Origin of the sequence: Mesorhizobium sp. Root695 (assembly GCF_001428185.1) — a bacterium.
In the GTDB taxonomy this organism is placed as follows: domain Bacteria; phylum Pseudomonadota; class Alphaproteobacteria; order Rhizobiales; family Rhizobiaceae; genus Mesorhizobium.
In genome coordinates this window covers 64302-83120 of the sequence record NZ_LMHO01000014.1, presented here as the reverse complement: position 1 = coordinate 83120, position 18819 = coordinate 64302, and the positions used below count along the sequence as shown (strand labels likewise).

The window sequence follows — 18819 nt, the reverse complement described above, 5'->3', positions numbered from 1 at the left end:
GCCGTCGGACAGGACCGATCGAAATCCCACCCACAGGCGCGACATCCTCGCGCAACCTTCCGAATGGAGCCATCATGTATCGCACTCTCGTTCTCGCCGCTCTCGCCGGCATGATCGCAGGACCGGCGCTCGCTGCCGGCGGCAGCTGCAGCACCGCCCCGAAATCACAGTTCAAGCCCAAGGCAACGCTGGAGGCGCAGTTGACTGGCGAAGGCCTCACCGTCCGCCAGATCAAGGTCGAGAAGGGTTGCTACGAAGTCTATGCGGTCGACAAGGCCGGCAAGAAGGTGAACCTGGCCTACAATGCCGAGACCCTCGAAAAGCTCGACAATGCCGAAGCCGGCGAAAATTGATCCGAACGTTTCGATAGCCACGGACGCGCACCCATCGCCAGAAATGGTGCGCGTCTGGGACCGGGTCGTGCGAAGTTTTCACTGGGCGCTGGTGCTCAGCTTCGTCACGGCCTGGCTCACCTCGCATTCCTCGGAGGACATCCATCATTGGGYTGGCTACGCCGCRGCCGCGCTGGTCGCRATGCGGCTCTTATGGGGCGTTCTGGGCACGCCCTATGCGCGCTTCTCGCAATTCGTGCGCGACCCGGCAACGGTGCTGCGCTATCTCTTGGCGATACTGAGCGGTAGCGAAGCCCGCTATGTCGGCCACAATCCGGCTGGCGGCGCGATGGTGATCGTGCTGATCGCGGTGATGGCGTCGACCGCGCTGACCGGATGGCTGATGACGACGGACGCCTATTTCGGTGTATCGTGGGTCGAAGCGGCGCACAGCTTGGCGGCGCATGGCCTGTTGCTGCTCGTCTTCTTTCACATTGGCGGCGTTGCGCTGGCAAGCTTTCGCCATCGCGAAAACCTTGTCAGCGGCGCACAGCTTGGCGGCGCATGGCCTGTTGCTGCTCGTCTTCTTTCACATTGGCGGCGTTGCGCTGGCAAGCTTTCGCCATCGCGAAAACCTTGTAAGGGCCATGATTACGGGGCGAAAACGCAAAGCCGAACCGGCGGACATAGCCTGAAATTCCGTTGCGGACTGCGGCGGCCGCCAGATTCGATGGCATCGAGCGGGTTGCTCTATGGTTTCGGGCAGCCACGAGGTCCGAAGGCTTTTCGCGTCGAATCGGCTAAACCTTCGGGGCATGAACGAGACCTCACTCTATGCGCCGGTGAAGCGCTTCCTCGAAAGCCTAGACTTTATCGTCAAGGGCGAGATCGGCGGCTGCGATATCGTCGCGCTGCGTGAGGGGGAGCCGCCGGTCGTCGTCATCTGCGAGCTGAAGCTGCAGTTCAATCTGGAACTGGTGCTGCAAGGTGTCGATCGCGCGGCGGCCTGCGACGAGGTGTGGCTGGCCGCGCGCCTATCGGCCCGGGGCAAGGGACGAGAGAGCGATGCCAGGTTCCGCAATCTCTGCCGCCGGCTTGGCTTCGGTCTGCTTGGCGTGACCGCGACTGACCGGGTCGAGGTGCTTCTCAGCCCGATCGCCTTGGCGCCGCGCAGGAATGTGCGCCGGCGCTCGCGCCTGGTCGACGAGCACCAGCGCCGTCGCGGCGATCCCGTTGCGGGAGGAGGATCGCGCAATCCGATCATGACGGCCTATCGCCAAAGCGCCCTCGCCTGCGCTGCCGCCATGGTGGACGGCCCCAGGCGGCCGCGAGATCTGAAGGCGCTGACGCCGATCGCGCCGAAGATCCTGCGGCACAATGTCTATGGCTGGTTCGCGCGCGTCGACCGAGGCCTCTACGATCTCACCGATGCCGGCCGCGCCTCACTGGTCCGCTGGCCACAGGCATCGGACGATGAATCCCGACACGCAATTTTGAACGCATCGGCCATTTGATTGATGGTGCCGGCGGGGTCCGAGGCGGTCCCCTTGGTTGATTTCTCCGACAAAATATGTTGCTTGTCCCGCCCATGAAGAAGCTCTGCATGACCGCCTTGGCGTCTGTGACACTGAGTTTTCCAGCCAACGCAATGGACAGTGCATTACGCGCCGGCTTGATGAAACTCGATCCCCAAACCCGTCTTGAACAGCGTTGTGACGCCGAGGTGCTCGACCGGATCACCCATGACGATCGCAAGTTCAAAGCCGATCGCGTCGTCGCCTACGCCTTTGCGACGCCCGAGATGGGGGCGGATGCAATCAGGAGCCCGGGTGCTGCGTTTCGCAGCAAGGGGCAATGGTACCGGCTGAAATTCAAGTGCCAGACGGCGCCAGACCATATGGAAGTTCTGCAGCTCCGCTACCGGATCGGCGACGAGATTCCGGAAGCCGATTGGGCAAAGTACAATCTCTACGATTGATTTGTGATCGGCCGCCGCGGTTTTGCCCGGCTGCCGGCGAGTGCAACGCAGCCTTTGATCCGGCTTTGACCTAACGATGCTTCGGTGAGGTCGCCATGAGTGATCCCTTGACGCCAAGGGACCACCAAGTTAGGGCCGTCTGGATAATCGACGAACAATGGGCAAACCAGCAAGGGCTTCCGGTCGATGGACATTTTCAGCGCTGCCAGCCTGACCGCCCTGCTCCAGGTCATCGCCATTGACCTTGTGCTTGCCGGCGACAACGCGATCGTCATCGGCCTTGCCGCTGCCGGCCTGCCGGCCGAACAACGCAAGAAGGCGATCCTCATCGGCGTGCTGGCGGCAACGGTGCTGCGCATCGGTTTTGCCGCGGTAACCGTCAAGCTGCTGGCGATCGTCGGCCTGCTGCTCGCCGGCGGTATCTTGCTGCTGTGGGTCTGCTGGAAGATGTACCGCGAGCTGCGCACGTCCCATGCCGACGAGCTGGAAGCGACCGAGGCGCTGTCGAACACCGACCTGAACAGCGACAATTTGGTGGCCGGCAAGTCGAAGCGCAAGACACTCGGCCAGGCAGCATTGCAGATTGTCGTCGCCGACGTGTCGATGTCGCTCGACAACGTGCTGGCGGTCGCGGGTGCCGCGCGCGATCATTTCCCGGTGCTGGTCATCGGCCTCGTGCTGTCGATCGCGCTGATGGGCCTCGCCGCGACGTTCATCGCCAAGCTGCTGCATCGCCACCGCTGGATCGCCTATGTCGGCCTGCTGATCATTTTCTATGTCGCGTTGGACATGGTCTATCGTGGCGCGGTGGAAGTCTGGCCGCATCTAAACGGCGCGGTTAGCTGAGGCTGCCGGCCAGCCGCGTCTTCGATCCGCAAAGCAAGGTCCGCAGCGCAATCGCCGTGCGTTTTGCCGCATCGCAGGCGTGCCCATACCAATGCCGCAATAAGTGTGGTACTGCGCCGGCAATCCTGAAAAGCCCGGAAACCCTCTATGTCCGCTCCTCGCGTGAGTTTTGTCAGTCTTGGATGCCCGAAGGCCCTTGTGGATTCGGAACGCATCATCACGCGCCTGCGCGCCGAAGGCTACGAGATCGCCCGCAAGCATGACGGCGCCGACCTTGTCGTCGTCAACACCTGTGGCTTCCTCGATTCCGCCCGTGACGAGTCGCTCAACGCCATCGGCTCCGCGCTTTCGGAAAACGGCCGCGTCATCGTCACCGGTTGCCTCGGCGCCGAGCCGGATGTCATTCGCGAGAGGCACCCTAATGTGCTGGCGATCACCGGACCGCAGGCCTATGAGAGCGTGATGGCCGCCGTGCACGAGGCTGCACCGCCTTCGCACGACCCCTATATCGACCTGCTGCCGCCGCAGGGCGTCAAGCTGACGCCGCGCCACTACGCCTATCTCAAGATTTCGGAAGGCTGCAACAACCGCTGCACCTTCTGCATCATTCCCGCACTGCGTGGCGACCTCGTCTCGCGGCCCGCGGCCGATGTGCTGCGCGAAGCCGAGAAACTGGCCAATGCCGGCGTCAAGGAACTCCTGGTCATCTCGCAAGACACCAGCGCCTACGGCATCGACATCAAGTACCAGACGTCGATGTTCGGCGACCGCGAAGTGCGGGCGAAGTTCCTCGACCTTTCCGAGGAACTGGGCAAGCTCGGCATCTGGGTACGCATGCACTATGTCTACCCCTATCCGCATGTCGCCGACGTCATCCCGCTGATGGCCGAAGGCAAGATCCTCCCCTATCTGGATATCCCCTTCCAGCATGCTTCGCCGCAGGTGTTGAAGAACATGCGGCGGCCGGCGCATGGCGAAAAGACGCTCGAGCGCATTCGCGGCTGGCGCGAGGTCTGCCCGGATCTCGCCATCCGCTCGACCTTCATCGTCGGCTTCCCCGGCGAGACGGACGATGATTTCGAGATGCTGCTCGATTGGCTCGATGAGGCGAAGATCGATCGCGCCGGCTGCTTCAAATACGAGCCGGTCCGGGGCGCCCGTTCCAACGATCTCGGTCTGGAACAGGTTCCGCAGGAGATCAAGGAGGCGCGCTGGCACCGCTTCATGCAGCGCCAGCAGAAGATTTCGGCGACACAGCTGGCCAAGAAGGTCGGCAAGCGCCTGCCGGTGCTGATCGATGAGGCGCACGGCACATCGGCAAAGGGCCGCACCAAATACGACGCGCCCGAGATCGACGGCTCGGTCCATATCCAGTCTCGCCGCCCGCTACGCGCCGGCGAGATCGTCACAGTCAAGATCGACCGTGCCGATGCCTATGACCTCTACGGTTCGGCGGTCTGAAGGGGCCGTATTTACTACATCTAGCGATAATTCCGCCCGCTTAACCCATTCGATCGCGACCCGAAGTATGGGTTCTGGACCGTAAATGCGGGGAATTCGGGATGAACACCAGACCTGCCGGGCAGGATTACATCGCGACGCTGGACCTGCTCAGGCTCGCGGCTGCACTTGCCGTTGTGTTCTTTCACTATTTCTTCCGTGGCGCGGCCGCCGAAGGCTTTCTCGCCGAGGGCTATCCGCTTGCCGCACCGGGTGCCCTCTACGGCTATCTCGGCGTCAATTTGTTCTTCCTGATCAGCGGTTTCGTCATTGCCTGGTCGGCGGAAAATCGCAGTTGGGACCAGTTTGCGATCGCGCGGTTCGTTCGCCTCTATCCGGGATTCCTGCTCTGCATGACGATCACCTTCGCGGTTGTCGCCCTTGCCGGCTCACCGCTGCTTCCGATCTCTTTCGTCCAGTATGCCGCCAATCTGTCGATGTTCGCACCAGCCTTCGGCCAACCCTTCATGGACGGCGTCTACTGGTCGATCGTTCTGGAACTGGTTTTCTACGGTTGGGTGACGCTGGCCCTGTTCACCGGGCTCTTCCAGAAACGCAAGCTGGAATTGATCTTCATCTGGCTGGCGATTTCGGCCTTGAACGAATTCTTCGTCGGTAGCGGTGCCGCCAGGCTGCTGTTCATCACCGAGTTCGGGCCGTTCTTCGCCGCCGGCGTGCTCGTCCATCACATCCATGCGCATGGTCGTTCACTGTCGGCCTTGCTGCTGCTCGCCGCCGCGTTCTTGACCTCGTGCAGTACGCTATCGGTGACGCAGCACTGGATGCAGGGCCACTACGGCGTTGCCGTTTCGTCGGCCAATCTGGTCGTCGCCAATGTCGTCATGCATGGCGCGCTGATCGGTGCGGTTCTGCTGCGCGACCGTGTCAGGCCATCGGTGCTCACTCTGGCGTTGGGTGGGCTGACCTATCCGCTCTACCTGCTGCATCAGAACATCGGCTATCTCGCCATCAACGCGACAGCACCCTTGGTCGGCAAATGGTTTGCTGCCTTTGGCTGCGTTGCGCTCATGCTCTTCGTTTCGTGGGCGATCTGGGGCAGCTGCGAACGACCCGCGCAGCGGCTGCTCAGGATTTGGCTCGGCCGCGCGGTCGATGCTGGACGGGCGCGATTTCGTCGCGTCTCTCCCGGAGCGCAACCCGCCGAATGAAAAAGGGCGCCTCGCGGCGCCCTCCTTATTTCGATCTCTTGCACTGCTTACTGCGGCAGCTTGTCGTCGACGCCCTTGACGTAAAAATTCATGCCGAGCAGCGTGCCGTCGTCGGCGACTTCGCCGTCCTTCAGCCACGGCGTGCCGTCCTGCTTGGCGATCGGTCCGGTGAAGGGGTTCCAGCCGCCGGCGATCTTCTTCTCAGTGGCCTCGGCAAGCGCCTTCACATCGTCGGGCATGTTGGTGAAGGGGGCGAGCTTGACCGCGCCGTCCTTGATGCCGAGCCAGACATTGTCCGGCTTCCACGTGCCGTCGAGGGCTGCCTGGACCCGGCTGATGTAATAGGGACCCCATTCGTCGGTGAGCGAGGTCAGCTGCGCGTTCGGCGCGAATTTGATCATGTCGGAGGACTGGCCGAAGCCGTGCAGCTTGCGCTCCTCGGCTACCTGCAGGGCAGCGGTCGAATCGGTGTGCTGGACGATGATGTCGGCGCCCTGGTCGAACAGCGCCTTGGCTGCGTCGGCTTCCTTGCCTGGGTCGAACCACGAGTTCACCCAGACGATCTTGGCCTTGAAGTTCGGGTTGATCGACTGTGCGCCGAGCATGAAGGAATTGATGCCCATCACCACTTCGGGGATCGGGAAGGAAACGATGTAGCCGGCAACGCCGGCCTTCGATTCCTTCGCGGCGATCTGGCCGAGCACATAGCGGCCTTCATAGAAACGCGCATTGTAGATGCCGAGATTGTCGCCGGTCTTGTAGCCGGTTGCGTGCTCGAACATCACCTTCGGGAACTTCTTGGCGACCTTCACTTCCGGGTCCATGAAGCCGAAGGAGGTGCCGAAGATGATCTTGCAGCCTTCGCGCGCCAGACGCTCGAAAGCGCGGTCGGCGTCGGGGCCTTCGGAGACGTTTTCGAGATAGGCTGTCTCGACCTTGTCGCCGAGCGCCTGCTCCACCTCGAGACGTCCCTGGTCGTGCTGGTAGGAATAGCCGAAGTCGCCGATCGGGCCGGTATAGACCCAGCAGGCCTTCAGCTTGTCCGCGGCCTCGGCGGTTGCCGCCAGCGATAGGGCGGCGGTCGTGGTCATCAGGGCAATAAGCAGTTTTTTCATTGTGTTACCTCTCTGAGTTTAGCCTTGGAGCTTCCCGTTTTTTTTGTTGTCAACGATCCGGAACGAATGGCTGCCCCAACGAAGCCGGCGTGTTCATCATCGTCAGACGCTTGTTGCGCGAGATTAGAACGAGAACCACGACGGTTGCCAGATAGGGCAGCGAAGAAAGGAACTGTGAAGGCACTGGAATGCCAAAAGCCTGTGCATGAAGCTGGCCGATCCACACCGCGCCGAAGATGTAGGCGCCGGCCAGCACCCGCCATGGCCGCCACGAGGCGAACACCACCAGCGCCAGCGCGATCCAGCCGCGGCCGGCACTCATGTTCTCCACCCATTGCGGCGTGTAGACCAGCGACAGGTGACCGCCGGCAAGGCCGGCACAGGCGCCGCCGAAGATCACCGCGAGATAGCGGTAGCGGATGACCTTGATGCCCAGCGCATGCGCCGATGTATGGCTGTCGCCGATCGAGCGCAGCGTCAGTCCGGTCCGGGTCTTGAACAGGAACCACATAACGGCGGCGGTCAGTGCGATCGAGATGTAGAAAATCGGATCCTGGCCGAACAGCAGCCTACCGATGACAGGGATTGAGGTCAGGCCGGGAATGTCGAGGTTGGGCAGCCGTTCGCCGGGCTGGCCGACGAAGCTGGTGCCCATCATGCCGGACAGGCCGAGGCCGAGCAGCGTCAACGACAGGCCGGTCGCCACCTGGTTGGTGGCCAGCGACAGCGTCATGACGGCAAACAGCAGCGAGAACACCGCGCCCATGGCGATTGCCGCCAGAAGGCCGATCCAGGGTGATCCCGTGAGGTAGCTGGCGCCGAAGCCGCCGACTGCGCCCATGATCATCATGCCTTCGACGCCGAGATTGAGCACGCCGGAGCGCTCGACCACCAGTTCACCGATTGCCGCGATCAGCAGCGGCGTTGCCGCCGTGGCGATGGTCAGAAGGATGTTTACGGTGATGTCCATCAACGGGCTTCCTTCAGCTTTGGCGCGGCTTCGAGTTTGGCGGCAGCCTCCGGCTTGGTCAGCGCCAGGCCGACCAGGCGGATGCGGTAGTGAATGAGCGTGTCGCAGCCGAGCACGAAGAACAGCAGCATGCCCTGGAACACCCGCGCCACCTTGTCGGAGATGCCGAGCGCGCTCTGCACCGCTTCGCCGCCGAGATAGGTCAGCGCCAGCACCAGACCGGCGGCAACGATGCCGAGCGGGTTGAGGCGGCCAAGGAACGCAACGATGATGGCGGTGAAGCCATAACCGGGCGAAATGACAGGCTGCAACTGGCCGATGGCGCCCGAGACTTCCGAGATGCCGGCAAGTCCCGCGAGCGCACCCGACAGCAGGAAGGCGAAGAAAACCATCTGGTTGAGCCCGAAGCCGGCGAAGCGCCCTGCCCGCGGGCTCGAGCCCAGCACGCGCACCTCGAAACCCTTCAGCATGCGGCTCATCAGGATCCAGACCAGCACCGCGGCGACCAGTGCGAAAACAAAACCCCAGTTTGCCCGCCCGGCATCCGGCATCAGTTCCGGTAACACGGCCGAGTCGTTGAACTGAATGGTCTGCGGGAAACCATGGCCCTGCGGATCACGCCAGGGTCCGCGCACCAGCCAGTCGAGGAAGAGTTGCGCGACATAGACCAGCATCAGGCTGGTCAGGATCTCGTTGGTGCCGAAGCGCGTCTTGAGCAGAGCCGGGATTGCCGCATAGGCCGCACCGCCGACCATGCCGAGCAAGAGCATCAGCGGCAGCACCAGCGGGCCTTCGAACTGCGGAAACAGCACCGGGATGATCGAACCGACAATGCCGCCCAGGATGAACTGGCCTTCAGCGCCGATGTTCCAGATGTTGGCCTTGTAGCAGACTGACAGGCCGACGGCGATCAGGATGAGCGGCGCTGCCTTGATCGCCAGTTCATGCAACTGCCAGACCTGGCTGATCGGCTCGATGAAGTAGATGCGGAACGCGGTCAGCGGATTGACGCCGAGCAGCGCGAACAGAACCGCACCGGCGATGATCGTCAGCGCGAAGGCGATGAATGGCGACAGGGCCGAAAACAGCGCCGAGCGCTGCGGGCGTTTGACGAGTTCGAGGCGCATCATGCCGTCTCCAGCGTGTGTTCGGCGTGGCCTGGCTCGGCGCCGCCCATCAGCAAGCCGACCTTCTCGAAGGTCGCCTCGGCGATCGGCAGCGGCTTCGACAACTCGCCATTGTGCATGACGGCGATCGCATCCGATATCTCGAACAGTTCGTCGAGATCCTGGCTGATCACCAAAACCGCCGAACCGCTGCGCGACAGCTCGATCAAGGCTTGGCGAATGTGGGCGGCAGCGCCCGCGTCGACACCCCAGGTCGGTTGGTTGACCACCATGACATCAGGCTGGCGATCGAGTTCGCGGCCGACGATGAATTTCTGCAGATTGCCGCCCGAAAGTGCGGCAGCCTCCGGATCCGGGGCGCTCTTGCGCATATCCATCGCCTCGATGATGCGTTGGGAGGCGGCGTAGATGGCTGCGCTCTTGACCATTCCCCCAGTGCCGACAAACGCCTTGCCGTCGGTTGCATGGCGCGACAGCAGCAGGTTCTCTGAAAGCTTCATGCGTGGCGCGGCACCGTGGCCGAGGCGCTCTTCCGGCACGAAGGCGGCACCCAGCAGGCGCCGTCCGGTGATGGTGAGGCCACCTGCGTCCTTGCCGCGAATGCGCACCGAGGCGGCATCCTGTTGCAACACCTCGCCGGAGACGGATTCAAAGAACTCGCCCTGGCCGTTGCCGGCGACGCCCGCGATGCCGATCACTTCGCCGGCCCGGACATTCAGGTTGATGCCCTTGAGCGGGATCGAGAACGGCGTTGCCGGCTTGCGGCTGAGATTTCGGATTTCGAGCAGCGGCTGCGCCGTGGCGATGCCCTCGACAGGTGCGCGCACCACGGCCTGCACCTCATTGCCCACCATCATGCGGGCCAGCGAAGAGGCTGTTTCCTCACGCGGGTTGCAGTGGCCGACAACCTTGCCGTGACGCAGCACGGTGGCGCGGTCGCAGATGCGTTTGACCTCTTCGAGCCGGTGCGAAATGTAGAGGATGGATTTGCCTTCCGAACGCAGACGCTCCAGCGTCTCGAACAGCTTGTCGGCTTCCTGCGGCGTCAGCACCGAGGTCGGCTCGTCGAGGATGATGAGCTGTGGCGTCTGCAGCAGGCAGCGGATGATCTCGATGCGCTGGCGCTCGCCCACCGACAGGTCGCCGACCAGCGATTCAGGATCGAGCGGCAGGCCATAGCTGAAGGAAAGCGCCCTCGCCTTCGCCGCGATGCTGCTGATCGGCGAGCCATCGTCCAGCGACAGCGCGATGTTTTCGGCCGCGGTCAGCGCTTCGAACAGCGAAAAATGCTGGAACACCATGCCGATGCCGAGTTTTTTGGCGACGCCGGGGCTGGAAATCCTGACGGCCTGGCCGCTCCAGAAGATCTCGCCGGAATTGGGCTCCAGCGAGCCGAACAGCATTTTGACCAGCGTCGACTTGCCGGCGCCGTTTTCGCCGAGCAAGGCGTGGATTTCACCTCTGGCGATGTCGAGATCGATATGATCGCACGCCGTCAGCGTCCCGAATATCTTGGTGAGGCCACGGACCTCGAGCAGGTTCGTGCCGTCCTGATTTGCACTCACAGTGCCTCCCATCTGGTTAGCCAGATATGTTCTGTGTTCCCGCAAGCATGGTAGGCGCGGCCGGCTCTCATCGGAAAGCGGCACGCGTCTTGAAAGAGCTTCAAGAATTTCAGCGGAAATTCAAGGGATAGCAAGGCAGAACGGACCAAGAGACTGTTTTGAAATTCGCTCTGGCGAGTCATATGGTAGTGTTTTCGAGAACCGGAGCGCAGCGAAGATTTGGGTCCGTGAGTACCGGAAGCGCAGAAAACGCCGTCAGACGGCCGCCAAAGCAGAGTTTCCAGCCGGTCTCTAAGGGATGAGAATGGTCGTTCCTGTCGTCCTGCGGCCCTCGAGGTCGGAATGCGCCTTGCCCGCGTCCTTGAGTGCATAGCGCTGGTTGATCTTGATCTTGACGGCGCCACTGAGCACGACTTCGAACAAGGCAGCGGCGGAGGCTTCGAGGTCCTCGCGTTTTGCGTTGTAGACGAACAGCGTCGGCCGTGTGGCGAACAACGAGCCCTTCTGTGCCAGCAACGACATGCTGAACGGCGGAATCGGTCCAGAGGACTGGCCGAAGCTGACGAACATCCCAAGCGGCCTCAGGCAGTCGAGCGAAGCCGGAAACGTGTCGTTGCCGACCGAATCGTAGACGACATCGCATTTCCTGCCGCCGGTGATGGCGGCGACGCCGGCGACGAAATCCTGTTCCTTGTAGTTGATGACATGGTCGAAACCATGCGCCTTGGCGAGCTCGATCTTGTCGGCCGAGCTGGCTGTGCCGATGACGGTGGCGCCAAGATGTTTTGCCCATTGGCCGAGGATCAGCCCGACGCCGCCTGCCGCGGCATGAAACAAGATCGTGTCGCCTGCCTTCACCTTGAACGTCCGGCGCAACAGGTACTCGGCGGTCATGCCTTTCAACATCATCGCGGCGGCCTGTTCGTCGCTGATGCCATCCGGAACCTTGACGACGCGGCTCGCGTCGATGACGCGCTCTTGCGCGTAAGCCCCTGTCGTCACGGCATAGGCGACGCGATCGCCCGGCTTCAGCCAGTCGACGCCCTGGCCAACCTCCAGCACCACGCCCGCGGCTTCGCTGCCAGCGACAAGCGGGAACCCGCCGGGCGGCGGATAAAGGCCCGAGCGATGATAGACATCGATGAAATTGAGGCCGATCGCCGTGTGCCGGATCAGGATCTGTCCCGATCCTGGCTGGCCGGGATCACTGTCCTCATAGGTCAGGACTTCCGGGCCGCCATGGGCGTGGATACGGATCGCTTTGGACATGGGCTGGGCTTCCTCTGGGAGTGGCTGATCAGGCCTTTCTGGCACCGAGATTTGGAAAGAACTGCATGATGCCACCAATGCAGGCAAGGTAAAGCCCGGTGATGGTGATGCCGATCTTGGTGAATGTGCTGACCTGTTCGCCCAGCACGCCGATCTGATCGTAGAAGGCGGCGAGTGCCGCTTGCGCCAACGCAAGCGCGCCAAAAGCGCACCACAAAAGGGTCATCGCAAGATTGATGCGCCGCAGCCGCACCACCCGTACCGGATGGATGAAGTTGATCGGCACGAAGGTCAGAATGCCGGCCACCACCACCACCGCGAACGAAACCCATTGTCCGGGTTCGATAACGAACAGCGTGAACACCACCATGTTCCAGACCACGGGGAATCCCTTGAAGAAATTCTCCTTCGTCTTCATGCCGGTGTCGGCATAGTAGATGGCGCTGGAGACTACGATGATCGCCGCCGACAGGAATGACAGGCCCTCGCCCATGAAGCCGCGCTGATAGAGCGCGAAGGCCGGGATCAGCACGTAGGTCACGTAGTCGATGATGTTGTCGAGCATTTCGCCCGACCACGTCGGCAGGATTTCCTTGACCTCGAGCTTTCTGGCGATCGGCCCGTCAATGCCGTCGACGAACAACGCCAGCCCGAGCCACCAGAACATCGCCGTCCAGCGCTCTTCGCTCGCCGCCACCAGCGATAGGAAGGCCAGGAATGAGCCCGAGGCGGTCAAGAGATGGACCGAAAACGCACGCGCCTGCGGCCAGGTGACCTTCTTCTTCGGCCTGGGGATCCGGTCCGTGATCTTTTTGGCGGCTTTTCGGGCCGTTGTATTCTTGCTCACGGGCCCCGCCAATCCAGCTTGCAGATTTCGGCCGAACGGCCAGCGAAATTCCAGTTGCGGCCGAAAGCCCGCATCTTGCTCTTGTCGGACCTGGCGACGATGATCTCCGGCGCGATCCAGTATTCAGAATTGCTGATCACCGTATCCTTGTCGCGATCCTTGCCGGGGATGGGCGTCACCGCCCCGTCGATGATCTTCGGTATCTGGAAGATGCGCGTCTTGTCACGCGTCTCGTAGGTGATCGGTACCTGCTCGACGCCGAGGAATTTGCCGACGAGGATGGAGAGCAACGATGTGGTTCCGCCTGCCTTGCCGGTGAAGATCTTCGTCAGCGCCTTGACCGCGTAGACCGAGGCTCGCTTGTCGATGAACAGGCCGGCGGTCCAGTTGCCGCGGCTCATGTAACCGGGGATTTCCATGACCAGCCCGAGATTGAGACCGGACAGGTCGACCTCGCCGAAATGGCCGGCATCGATGCGAAACCCCGCCCAGGTCTGGCAATAGCCTTCGGTTGGCGGATGGTTGCCGAGCGACAGCACGCAAGGGCAAAAAACCGTGCAATTGCAGGAGAGTACGAGCTCTCCCTTCATTGCCCAGCCATGATCTGCCATCGATTTCCCCCCACTCACAGCGAGACTACTAGCAGCGCGGCTGCCCAGACAAGCAGTATCGCACCGGCCAGCCGGGTTGGAACCCTGCTGGCGGTTTGTTTTTCGATCAGGGTGAACAGCCCGATTAACGCCATCCAGAAGACGTTCATGACGCCGACGGCAAACATCACCAGCATCAATGCCCAGCAGCAGCCGAGGCACCACAGGCCCTGCCCGATCCCAAGCCGAAAGATGTTGGCGGGCCTGGCGCTCCAGTTCGCGAACAGGATCGAGAACGGGTTCCTGCACTTCTTCAGGCAGGCTTCCTTCAGGCCACTGAACTGGTAGAGGCCGGCAATCAGCAGAGCGAGCGCACCGGCAGTGCCGACGACCGGGTCGAGCATCTCGCCTGATGAGGCGAATGTATGGGCGGCCAGGGTCAGCGCCGCGAACATCACCGAAGCGGCGAGCCAGACGCCGAGGTAGCCGGCGACCAGCACCAGCGGGTGAGCGACCGGCGCGCCCTTGATGCGTGCCGTATCGGCGATTTCGCAATAGGTGCGGATCATCGGCGCGGCTGATGGCAGCATCGTCGCGAGCGCCATCAGGAACCACATCAAAACGAGCGCACCGGCCTGCAGGCCGGGGCTTGCGTCCAGCGGCGCCGGCGAGAGGCAGAGCACAAAGAACCGTTCCAGGAAATCGGGCAGCGGCAGTTGCGGCAGGTTGCGCAGAATCGTGTCGCCGGGGGCGCTGACGCCTGCAATCCGCCCTTCGGCGCCGTGGATTGCCATCGCGGCAAGGAACAGCCAGGCAAGCAGGATACAGGCGCCGATGACGACATTCACCGTGACGCGAGGATTGCGCGCGATATTGGCCATGGCACGGCCGGTGCGGTCGAGATGGCTGAAGTCGTCCTGCTGGCCGGTCATGTCATCCGAATGAGCCGAATCGCCGCGTTGATCAAGCGGCATGATCTGACCTATATGCTCATCGACGGCAGGTCGGGTGGACCGCCTCGCACTGCAAGCCGGAAGCAGATCTTGGAGCATGAGCAAACTGCGCTGATACTGGTTGCTGGCACGGGGCCGGCAGGACTAATCGCTGCGGCCGGTTTTGCCACTGCCGGTTTCCCGGTGACGCTGGTCGGGCCGGAGGCCACAGTTCCCGATGGCCGCACGACGGCCCTGATGAACCCCGCCCTGAAAGTGCTCGATCGGCTGGGCGTGCTCGAAGACATCAAGTCCAAAGCGGCGCCGCTGAAGATCATGCGCATCGTCGACGCGACCAGCCGTCTGATCCGGAGCTCGGTCGTCACCTTTCGCGCCAGCGAGATCGATGAGGACCAGTTCGGGCTGAACCTGCCCAACAGCGTCCTCAATCCGGCACTGGTCAGCATTGTCGCTGCGCATGCCGGCATCGAATGGCGACGATCGATGGTGGAAAGCTGGCATCTCGATGCCGGGCGCGTGCGTGCCGTGCTCACCGACGGTAGCGCGGTGGAGGCATCATTGGCGGTCGCGGCCGATGGACGCTTGTCGCCGGCGCGCCAGGCGGCCGGCATCTCGACCTCGGCTCGCGCCTACCCACAGGCGGCTCTTGTCCTCAATTTCGGCCACAGCGTCGACCATGACTTCACCTCGACGGAATTCCACACCGAGACCGGTCCGTTCACGCAGGTTCCGCTGCCTGGCAATCGCTCGAGCCTGGTCTGGGTGGTGAAGCCCGAGACCGCGACGGAACTCGCCGCACTGGACGATGCGACGCTTTCGATGCGGATCGAACAGCAGATGCAGTCGATGCTGGGCCGGGTGACGGTGGAGCCGGGCCGGCAAATCTATCCGCTTTCGGCGGTGACGCCGCTGCGTTTTGCGCGAGACCGGATAGCGCTGGTCGGGGAAGCCGCCCATGTATTTCCGCCGATCGGCGCGCAAGGTCTCAATCTCGGTATCAGGGATGTCGACGATCTGATTGGAATCGCTAGCGAAAATCGTAGCGATCCGGGCGCTGCCAAGGCCTTGGCGGCCTACGATTTCAAGCGTCGGCCTGACATTCTGGCGCGCAGCAGCGCGGTCAACCTGCTCAACATGTCGCTGCTTTCAGACATGCTGCCGGCGCAGATGGCTCGCGTTGCCGGGCTCGGCGTGCTCGGTGGCTTCGCGCCGCTTCGCGCATTTTTCATGCGTGAGGGGCTTCGTCCCGGAAGCGGCTTCGCGGCGCTGGCCGGCGGCCTGCGAAGGCCCGCACGCTGACAGCGAACTTCCGAACGTTTCAGCGTCATCGACGGTCATCGACATGGCCGCGTGCAGCAAAACCTTTGCACCGTGCCCTGCGTGGCTTAGAGGCGCCGTCAAACGCTACGGGATTGAATTGATGCGCAGTCTGCGCCAAATAAAGCGAAGGAATTCAGTGGTGAGTACGATGAAAACAGCCAAATTCGCAATCGGACAGGTGGTTCGCCACCGGCTGTTTCCATTCCGGGGCATCATTTTCGACGTCGATCCGCAATTCGCCAACACCGACGAATGGTACGAAGCTATCCCCGCCGACGTGCGGCCGCGCAAGGATCAGCCCTTCTACCATCTGCTCGCTGAGAATTCGGAGACCGAATACATCGCCTACGTCTCCGAGCAGAATCTGCTCGAGGATCAGTCGGGTGAGCCGGTCCGGCATCCGCAGATCAAGGAGATGTTCGACAAGAAGCCGGACGGGGGCTACCAGCCGAAACGACAGTCCAGGCACTAACCTATTGAGAGACGAGCACAAAAAAGCGGGGCATGACCCCGCTTTTTTGTTGGCTCGGCGAATTCGGCCGATCAGTTGGCGGTCTTGGCCTTGTCCTGCTCTTCCTTCAGCTTCTTGGCGAAATCCTGGTTGTTCTTGGCGACGAAGTCCTGAAGCTTCTTCTGCCGGTCCTCGATATCCGACTGCTGCAGCGCCGGGCCGTCATAGGCGCCGCTGAAGCCCTGCAGGGCAATCTTGATCGGATTGGGCTGATTCTGGAAATTGACGGAGGTCAGCGTGATCGCCTGGCCCTTCTTGAACGCGGCAACGAGTTGATCGGTCAGCGGCACTTCGGCCACGCAACGATCCGGGAAGCAGATCACATAATCGAGCTTCTGCGCCTTGCCGGTGTCGATCTGCAGGCCGATGCCGGGAGGCACCAGACGACCGGTCGGGACCGTCACCTGGAACACCTTACGGTTCACCTTGCCCTTGAGCTCGATCAGGCTGACGCCCGTGACCAGCTGGCCGTTGCCGGCGGTGGTGATGTTCTGGACGTTGCAGATGTCGACGTCTTCCTGCTTGGTGCAGGCCTTGAACCAGCCTTGCGGAATCTGCTGTTGCTGCTGTGCGGAAGCAGCGGGAAGTCCTGCGCCCAGAAAGCCGATCACGCCAGCGGCCATGACCGACAGGCGGTACGCGTTGCTGTTCAGGCTCGTCATGTCGTGCACTTCCTCTCAAATGATCCCGGGACCGGCTTCTTCGTGCCGTGTGGTCCAGCTACCTGTTGCCGAAATGAGGCAACAGAATGACTTCGGAGGGCGTGTTACACTGCAAGCGAGGCCGAATCCAGCCCGATGTCAGCAATTGTTGAACGCGCGGTTGGCCGGCGCGCAGCTGCCTCATGCTAGGGTGCGCACCGAATCATCAAGCCGATCTGTTAAGGAGACGGTCATGGGCCGCGTTCTTGTTTGGCTGATCACCGCGATATCGTTTCTCGCGCTTTCGCATCAGCCGGCCGCATCGGAGCCGAAGCACGCGATCGCCATGCAGGGCGAACCGGCGCTGCCGTCCGACTACACGCATTTCAACTACGTCAATCCGGACGCGCCGAAGGGTGGCAACATCACTTATTGCGTCGTCGGCAGTTTCGACAACCTCAACCCTTTCATCCTCAAGAGCCTGCGCACGACGGCGCGCGGTATGATGGACACCATCTTCGGCAATCTGGTCTTCGAACCGCTGATGCAGCGCAATGCCGACGAGGCCTTCACGCTCTACGGGCTGCTGGCCGAAACAGCCGACATGGATCCCGAGCGCAAGAGCATCGAATTCCACCTCAATCCGAAAGCCAAGTGGTCGGACGGCCAGCCGGTGACGCCAGAGGACGTGCTGTTCAGCTATGACGTCTATACGGAGAAAGGTCGCCCGCCCTACAGCGACCGCATGGCCAGGGTCGCCAAGCTCGAAAAGACCGGCGACCACAGCGTGCGCTTCATCTTCAACGACAAGGCCGATCGCGAATTCCCGCTGATCATCGCGCTGACCCCGATCATCCCGAAGCACGCCTTCGACAAGGAGACCTTCGACAAGACGACGCTTAAGCCGGTGATCGGCAGTGGTCCCTATACGATCGCGCAGGTACAGCCCGGCCAGCGCATCGTCTTCAAGCGCAACGCAGATTACTGGGGCAAGGATGTCCCCGCCAAGCGCGGTTTCGACAATTACGACCAGATCACCATCGAGTATTTCCTCAACGCCAACGCCAAGCTCGAAGCGTTCAAGAAAGGCCTTTGTGCCATCGACGACGACAGCGATCCGGTCAAGCGCGAGCGCGATCTCGATTTTCCGGCCTTCCACAAGGGCGACGTGGTCGCCGAAACCTTCGACACCGGCATTCCGCCCGTGGTGACCGGCTTCCTGTTCAACACAAGGCTGCAGAAGTTCGCCAACCCGGTCGTGCGGCGCGCTCTCGGCATGCTCTACGACTTCGAATGGGCCAACAAGAACCTGTTTGGCGGCAAATACACCCGCACGATGAGTTACTGGCAGAATTCCGAGCTTTCCGCGATCGGTCATCCGGCCGACGACAGGGAGAAAGCACTTCTGGCGCCCTACCCCGGCCGCGTGCCGGCCGATGTCATGGACGGCACGTACCGGCCACCGGTGACTGACGGATCCGGCCAGGACCGCCGGATACTGAAGGCAGCCTTCGACTTGCTGAAGAGCGTCGGCTACCACGTGCAGGATGGGACGATGCTCGATGCCGACGGCAAACCTTTCGGCTTCGAGATACTGACCGCCTCCCAGGACGAGGAGCGTCTTGCCGGCATCTACCAGCGCACGCTGGAGAAGATCGGCATCGACGTCACCATTCGCAGCCTCGACGGCGATCAGATCCAGTCGCGCAAGCAGCGCTTCGATTTCGAGGTCCTGGTCGGATCGAGCGGCTTCAACAATTCGCTGTCGCCCGGCATCGAGCAGACCGGGCGATGGAGTTCGGCCGCGGCGAGGACGGAAGGCTCGTTCAATCTTGCCGGCGTCGCCGATCCCGCGGTGGATGCGGCAATCGAAGCGATGCTGCGCGCCCGCTCGAAGGAGGATTATGTCGCCGCCGTTCGCGTTCTCGACCGGCTGCTGATCTCCGGCAACTACATGGTGCCGATGCAGCACAACACGCAGCAATGGATTGCCTACTGGAACTATCTGGAACATCCGCAAAAGACGCCCATATTTGGGTATCAACTGCCGACCTGGTGGCGCAAGCCGAACTGAAGAGTCAGGAGA

At 62.1% G+C, this 18819-nt stretch carries 19 protein-coding genes; 10 read left to right on the top strand and 9 right to left on the bottom strand.

All coding sequences use genetic code 11. The annotated features are described in order from the left end of the window. From ASD99_RS16110 to ASD99_RS16080, 7 genes are all read left to right on the top strand, one after another. The coding region (locus ASD99_RS16110; RefSeq protein ID WP_210175926.1) for a PepSY domain-containing protein at window positions 1-353 on the top strand (353 nt) is incomplete at its 5' end. Beyond that, window positions 304-1251 (top strand): cytochrome b/b6 domain-containing protein, encoded by a 948-nt coding sequence (locus ASD99_RS35460; RefSeq protein WP_413813936.1) that lies wholly within the window; start codon window positions 304-306, stop codon window positions 1249-1251. The genes ASD99_RS16110 and ASD99_RS35460, both read left to right, overlap by 50 nt. Further along, on the top strand, window positions 1148-1846 hold the full coding sequence (locus tag ASD99_RS16100) for a DUF2161 domain-containing phosphodiesterase (RefSeq protein ID WP_056587819.1): 699 nt from the start codon (window positions 1148-1150) through the stop codon (window positions 1844-1846). The genes ASD99_RS35460 and ASD99_RS16100 overlap by 104 nt, the downstream gene beginning before the upstream one ends. 56 nt (window positions 1847-1902) lie before the next feature. After that, window positions 1903-2310 carry a DUF930 domain-containing protein gene (locus ASD99_RS16095; protein ID WP_056587816.1) on the top strand — a complete coding sequence of 136 codons (408 nt, stop codon included), beginning with the start codon at window positions 1903-1905 and terminating at the stop codon, window positions 2308-2310. A 186-nt stretch (window positions 2311-2496) separates the two neighbouring features. Beyond that, window positions 2497-3156, top strand: a complete 660-nt coding sequence (locus tag ASD99_RS16090; protein WP_056587812.1) for a TerC family protein — start codon at window positions 2497-2499, stop codon at window positions 3154-3156. A gap of 147 nt (window positions 3157-3303) precedes the next feature. After that, complete coding sequence (gene rimO, locus ASD99_RS16085; protein WP_056587809.1) at window positions 3304-4617, top strand: 30S ribosomal protein S12 methylthiotransferase RimO; 1314 nt, start codon at window positions 3304-3306, stop codon at window positions 4615-4617. Window positions 4618-4718: 101 nt separating this feature from the next. Further along, complete coding sequence (locus ASD99_RS16080) at window positions 4719-5825, top strand: acyltransferase family protein (RefSeq protein WP_057144249.1); 1107 nt, start codon at window positions 4719-4721, stop codon at window positions 5823-5825. A 47-nt stretch (window positions 5826-5872) separates the two neighbouring features. Here ASD99_RS16080 and ASD99_RS16075 read toward each other — a convergent pair whose 3' ends face one another. The 8 genes from ASD99_RS16075 to ASD99_RS16040 form a co-directional block, all read right to left on the bottom strand. Then, window positions 5873-6940, bottom strand: coding sequence for a BMP family ABC transporter substrate-binding protein (locus ASD99_RS16075; protein ID WP_057144248.1), 1068 nt, complete (start codon window positions 6938-6940; stop codon window positions 5873-5875). 49 nt (window positions 6941-6989) lie between these two features. Next, window positions 6990-7910 (bottom strand): ABC transporter permease, encoded by a 921-nt coding sequence (locus tag ASD99_RS16070; RefSeq protein WP_056587801.1) that lies wholly within the window; start codon window positions 7908-7910, stop codon window positions 6990-6992. Continuing rightward, window positions 7910-9040 (bottom strand): ABC transporter permease, encoded by a 1131-nt coding sequence (locus tag ASD99_RS16065; protein ID WP_057144247.1) that lies wholly within the window; start codon window positions 9038-9040, stop codon window positions 7910-7912. Before ASD99_RS16065 ends, ASD99_RS16070 begins: the two co-directional genes overlap by 1 nt. After that, on the bottom strand, window positions 9037-10614 hold the full coding sequence (locus tag ASD99_RS16060) for an ABC transporter ATP-binding protein (RefSeq protein ID WP_057144246.1): 1578 nt from the start codon (window positions 10612-10614) through the stop codon (window positions 9037-9039). The genes ASD99_RS16065 and ASD99_RS16060 overlap by 4 nt, the downstream gene beginning before the upstream one ends. Window positions 10615-10893: 279 nt before the next feature. Then, window positions 10894-11871 (bottom strand): quinone oxidoreductase family protein, encoded by a 978-nt coding sequence (locus tag ASD99_RS16055; protein ID WP_056587792.1) that lies wholly within the window; start codon window positions 11869-11871, stop codon window positions 10894-10896. A gap of 28 nt (window positions 11872-11899) precedes the next feature. Continuing rightward, entirely contained in the window at window positions 11900-12718 is an 819-nt protein-coding gene (pcsA, locus tag ASD99_RS16050; protein WP_056587856.1) for a phosphatidylcholine synthase, read from the bottom strand. Further along, on the bottom strand, window positions 12715-13329 hold the full coding sequence (locus ASD99_RS16045) for a DUF1326 domain-containing protein (protein ID WP_056587789.1): 615 nt from the start codon (window positions 13327-13329) through the stop codon (window positions 12715-12717). Before ASD99_RS16045 ends, pcsA begins: the two co-directional genes overlap by 4 nt. 14 nt (window positions 13330-13343) lie before the next feature. Further along, entirely contained in the window at window positions 13344-14282 is a 939-nt protein-coding gene (locus ASD99_RS16040; RefSeq protein WP_082583304.1) for a DUF2182 domain-containing protein, read from the bottom strand. Between the two features lie 69 nt (window positions 14283-14351). On the opposite strand from ASD99_RS16040, the gene ASD99_RS16035 reads away from it, so the two are divergent. Both ASD99_RS16035 and hspQ read left to right on the top strand, forming a co-directional pair. Next, on the top strand, window positions 14352-15560 hold the full coding sequence (locus ASD99_RS16035) for a UbiH/UbiF family hydroxylase (protein WP_057144255.1): 1209 nt from the start codon (window positions 14352-14354) through the stop codon (window positions 15558-15560). A 169-nt stretch (window positions 15561-15729) separates the two neighbouring features. Next, entirely contained in the window at window positions 15730-16053 is a 324-nt protein-coding gene (hspQ, locus tag ASD99_RS16030) for a heat shock protein HspQ (RefSeq protein WP_056587784.1), read from the top strand. A gap of 71 nt (window positions 16054-16124) precedes the next feature. Here hspQ and ASD99_RS16025 read toward each other — a convergent pair whose 3' ends face one another. Next, a complete protein-coding gene (locus ASD99_RS16025; protein WP_027036590.1) occupies window positions 16125-16754 on the bottom strand; it encodes an invasion associated locus B family protein in 630 nt (209 codons plus the stop codon). 232 nt (window positions 16755-16986) lie between these two features. Between ASD99_RS16025 and ASD99_RS16020 the strand changes: the two genes are divergently transcribed. Next, window positions 16987-18807: an extracellular solute-binding protein gene (locus tag ASD99_RS16020; protein ID WP_057144244.1), complete on the top strand. Its 1821-nt coding sequence runs from the start codon at window positions 16987-16989 to the stop codon at window positions 18805-18807. Window positions 18808-18819 lie beyond the last annotated feature (12 nt).

Coding starts and splice junctions, on each gene's coding strand:
- ASD99_RS16100 (WP_056587819.1), top strand. CDS start 1,148: ATGAACGAGACCTCACTCTATGCGCCGGTGAAGCGCTTCCTCGAAAGC.
- ASD99_RS16095 (WP_056587816.1), top strand. CDS start 1,903: ATGTTGCTTGTCCCGCCCATGAAGAAGCTCTGCATGACCGCCTTGGCG.
- ASD99_RS16090 (WP_056587812.1), top strand. CDS start 2,497: ATGGACATTTTCAGCGCTGCCAGCCTGACCGCCCTGCTCCAGGTCATC.
- rimO (WP_056587809.1), top strand. CDS start 3,304: ATGTCCGCTCCTCGCGTGAGTTTTGTCAGTCTTGGATGCCCGAAGGCC.
- ASD99_RS16080 (WP_057144249.1), top strand. CDS start 4,719: ATGAACACCAGACCTGCCGGGCAGGATTACATCGCGACGCTGGACCTG.
- ASD99_RS16075 (WP_057144248.1), bottom strand. CDS start 6,940: ATGAAAAAACTGCTTATTGCCCTGATGACCACGACCGCCGCCCTATCG.
- ASD99_RS16070 (WP_056587801.1), bottom strand. CDS start 7,910: ATGGACATCACCGTAAACATCCTTCTGACCATCGCCACGGCGGCAACG.
- ASD99_RS16065 (WP_057144247.1), bottom strand. CDS start 9,040: ATGATGCGCCTCGAACTCGTCAAACGCCCGCAGCGCTCGGCGCTGTTT.
- ASD99_RS16060 (WP_057144246.1), bottom strand. CDS start 10,614: ATGGGAGGCACTGTGAGTGCAAATCAGGACGGCACGAACCTGCTCGAG.
- ASD99_RS16055 (WP_056587792.1), bottom strand. CDS start 11,871: ATGTCCAAAGCGATCCGTATCCACGCCCATGGCGGCCCGGAAGTCCTG.
- ASD99_RS16045 (WP_056587789.1), bottom strand. CDS start 13,329: ATGGCAGATCATGGCTGGGCAATGAAGGGAGAGCTCGTACTCTCCTGC.
- ASD99_RS16040 (WP_082583304.1), bottom strand. CDS start 14,282: ATGCCGCTTGATCAACGCGGCGATTCGGCTCATTCGGATGACATGACC.
- hspQ (WP_056587784.1), top strand. CDS start 15,730: ATGAAAACAGCCAAATTCGCAATCGGACAGGTGGTTCGCCACCGGCTG.
- ASD99_RS16025 (WP_027036590.1), bottom strand. CDS start 16,754: ATGACGAGCCTGAACAGCAACGCGTACCGCCTGTCGGTCATGGCCGCT.
- ASD99_RS16020 (WP_057144244.1), top strand. CDS start 16,987: ATGGGCCGCGTTCTTGTTTGGCTGATCACCGCGATATCGTTTCTCGCG.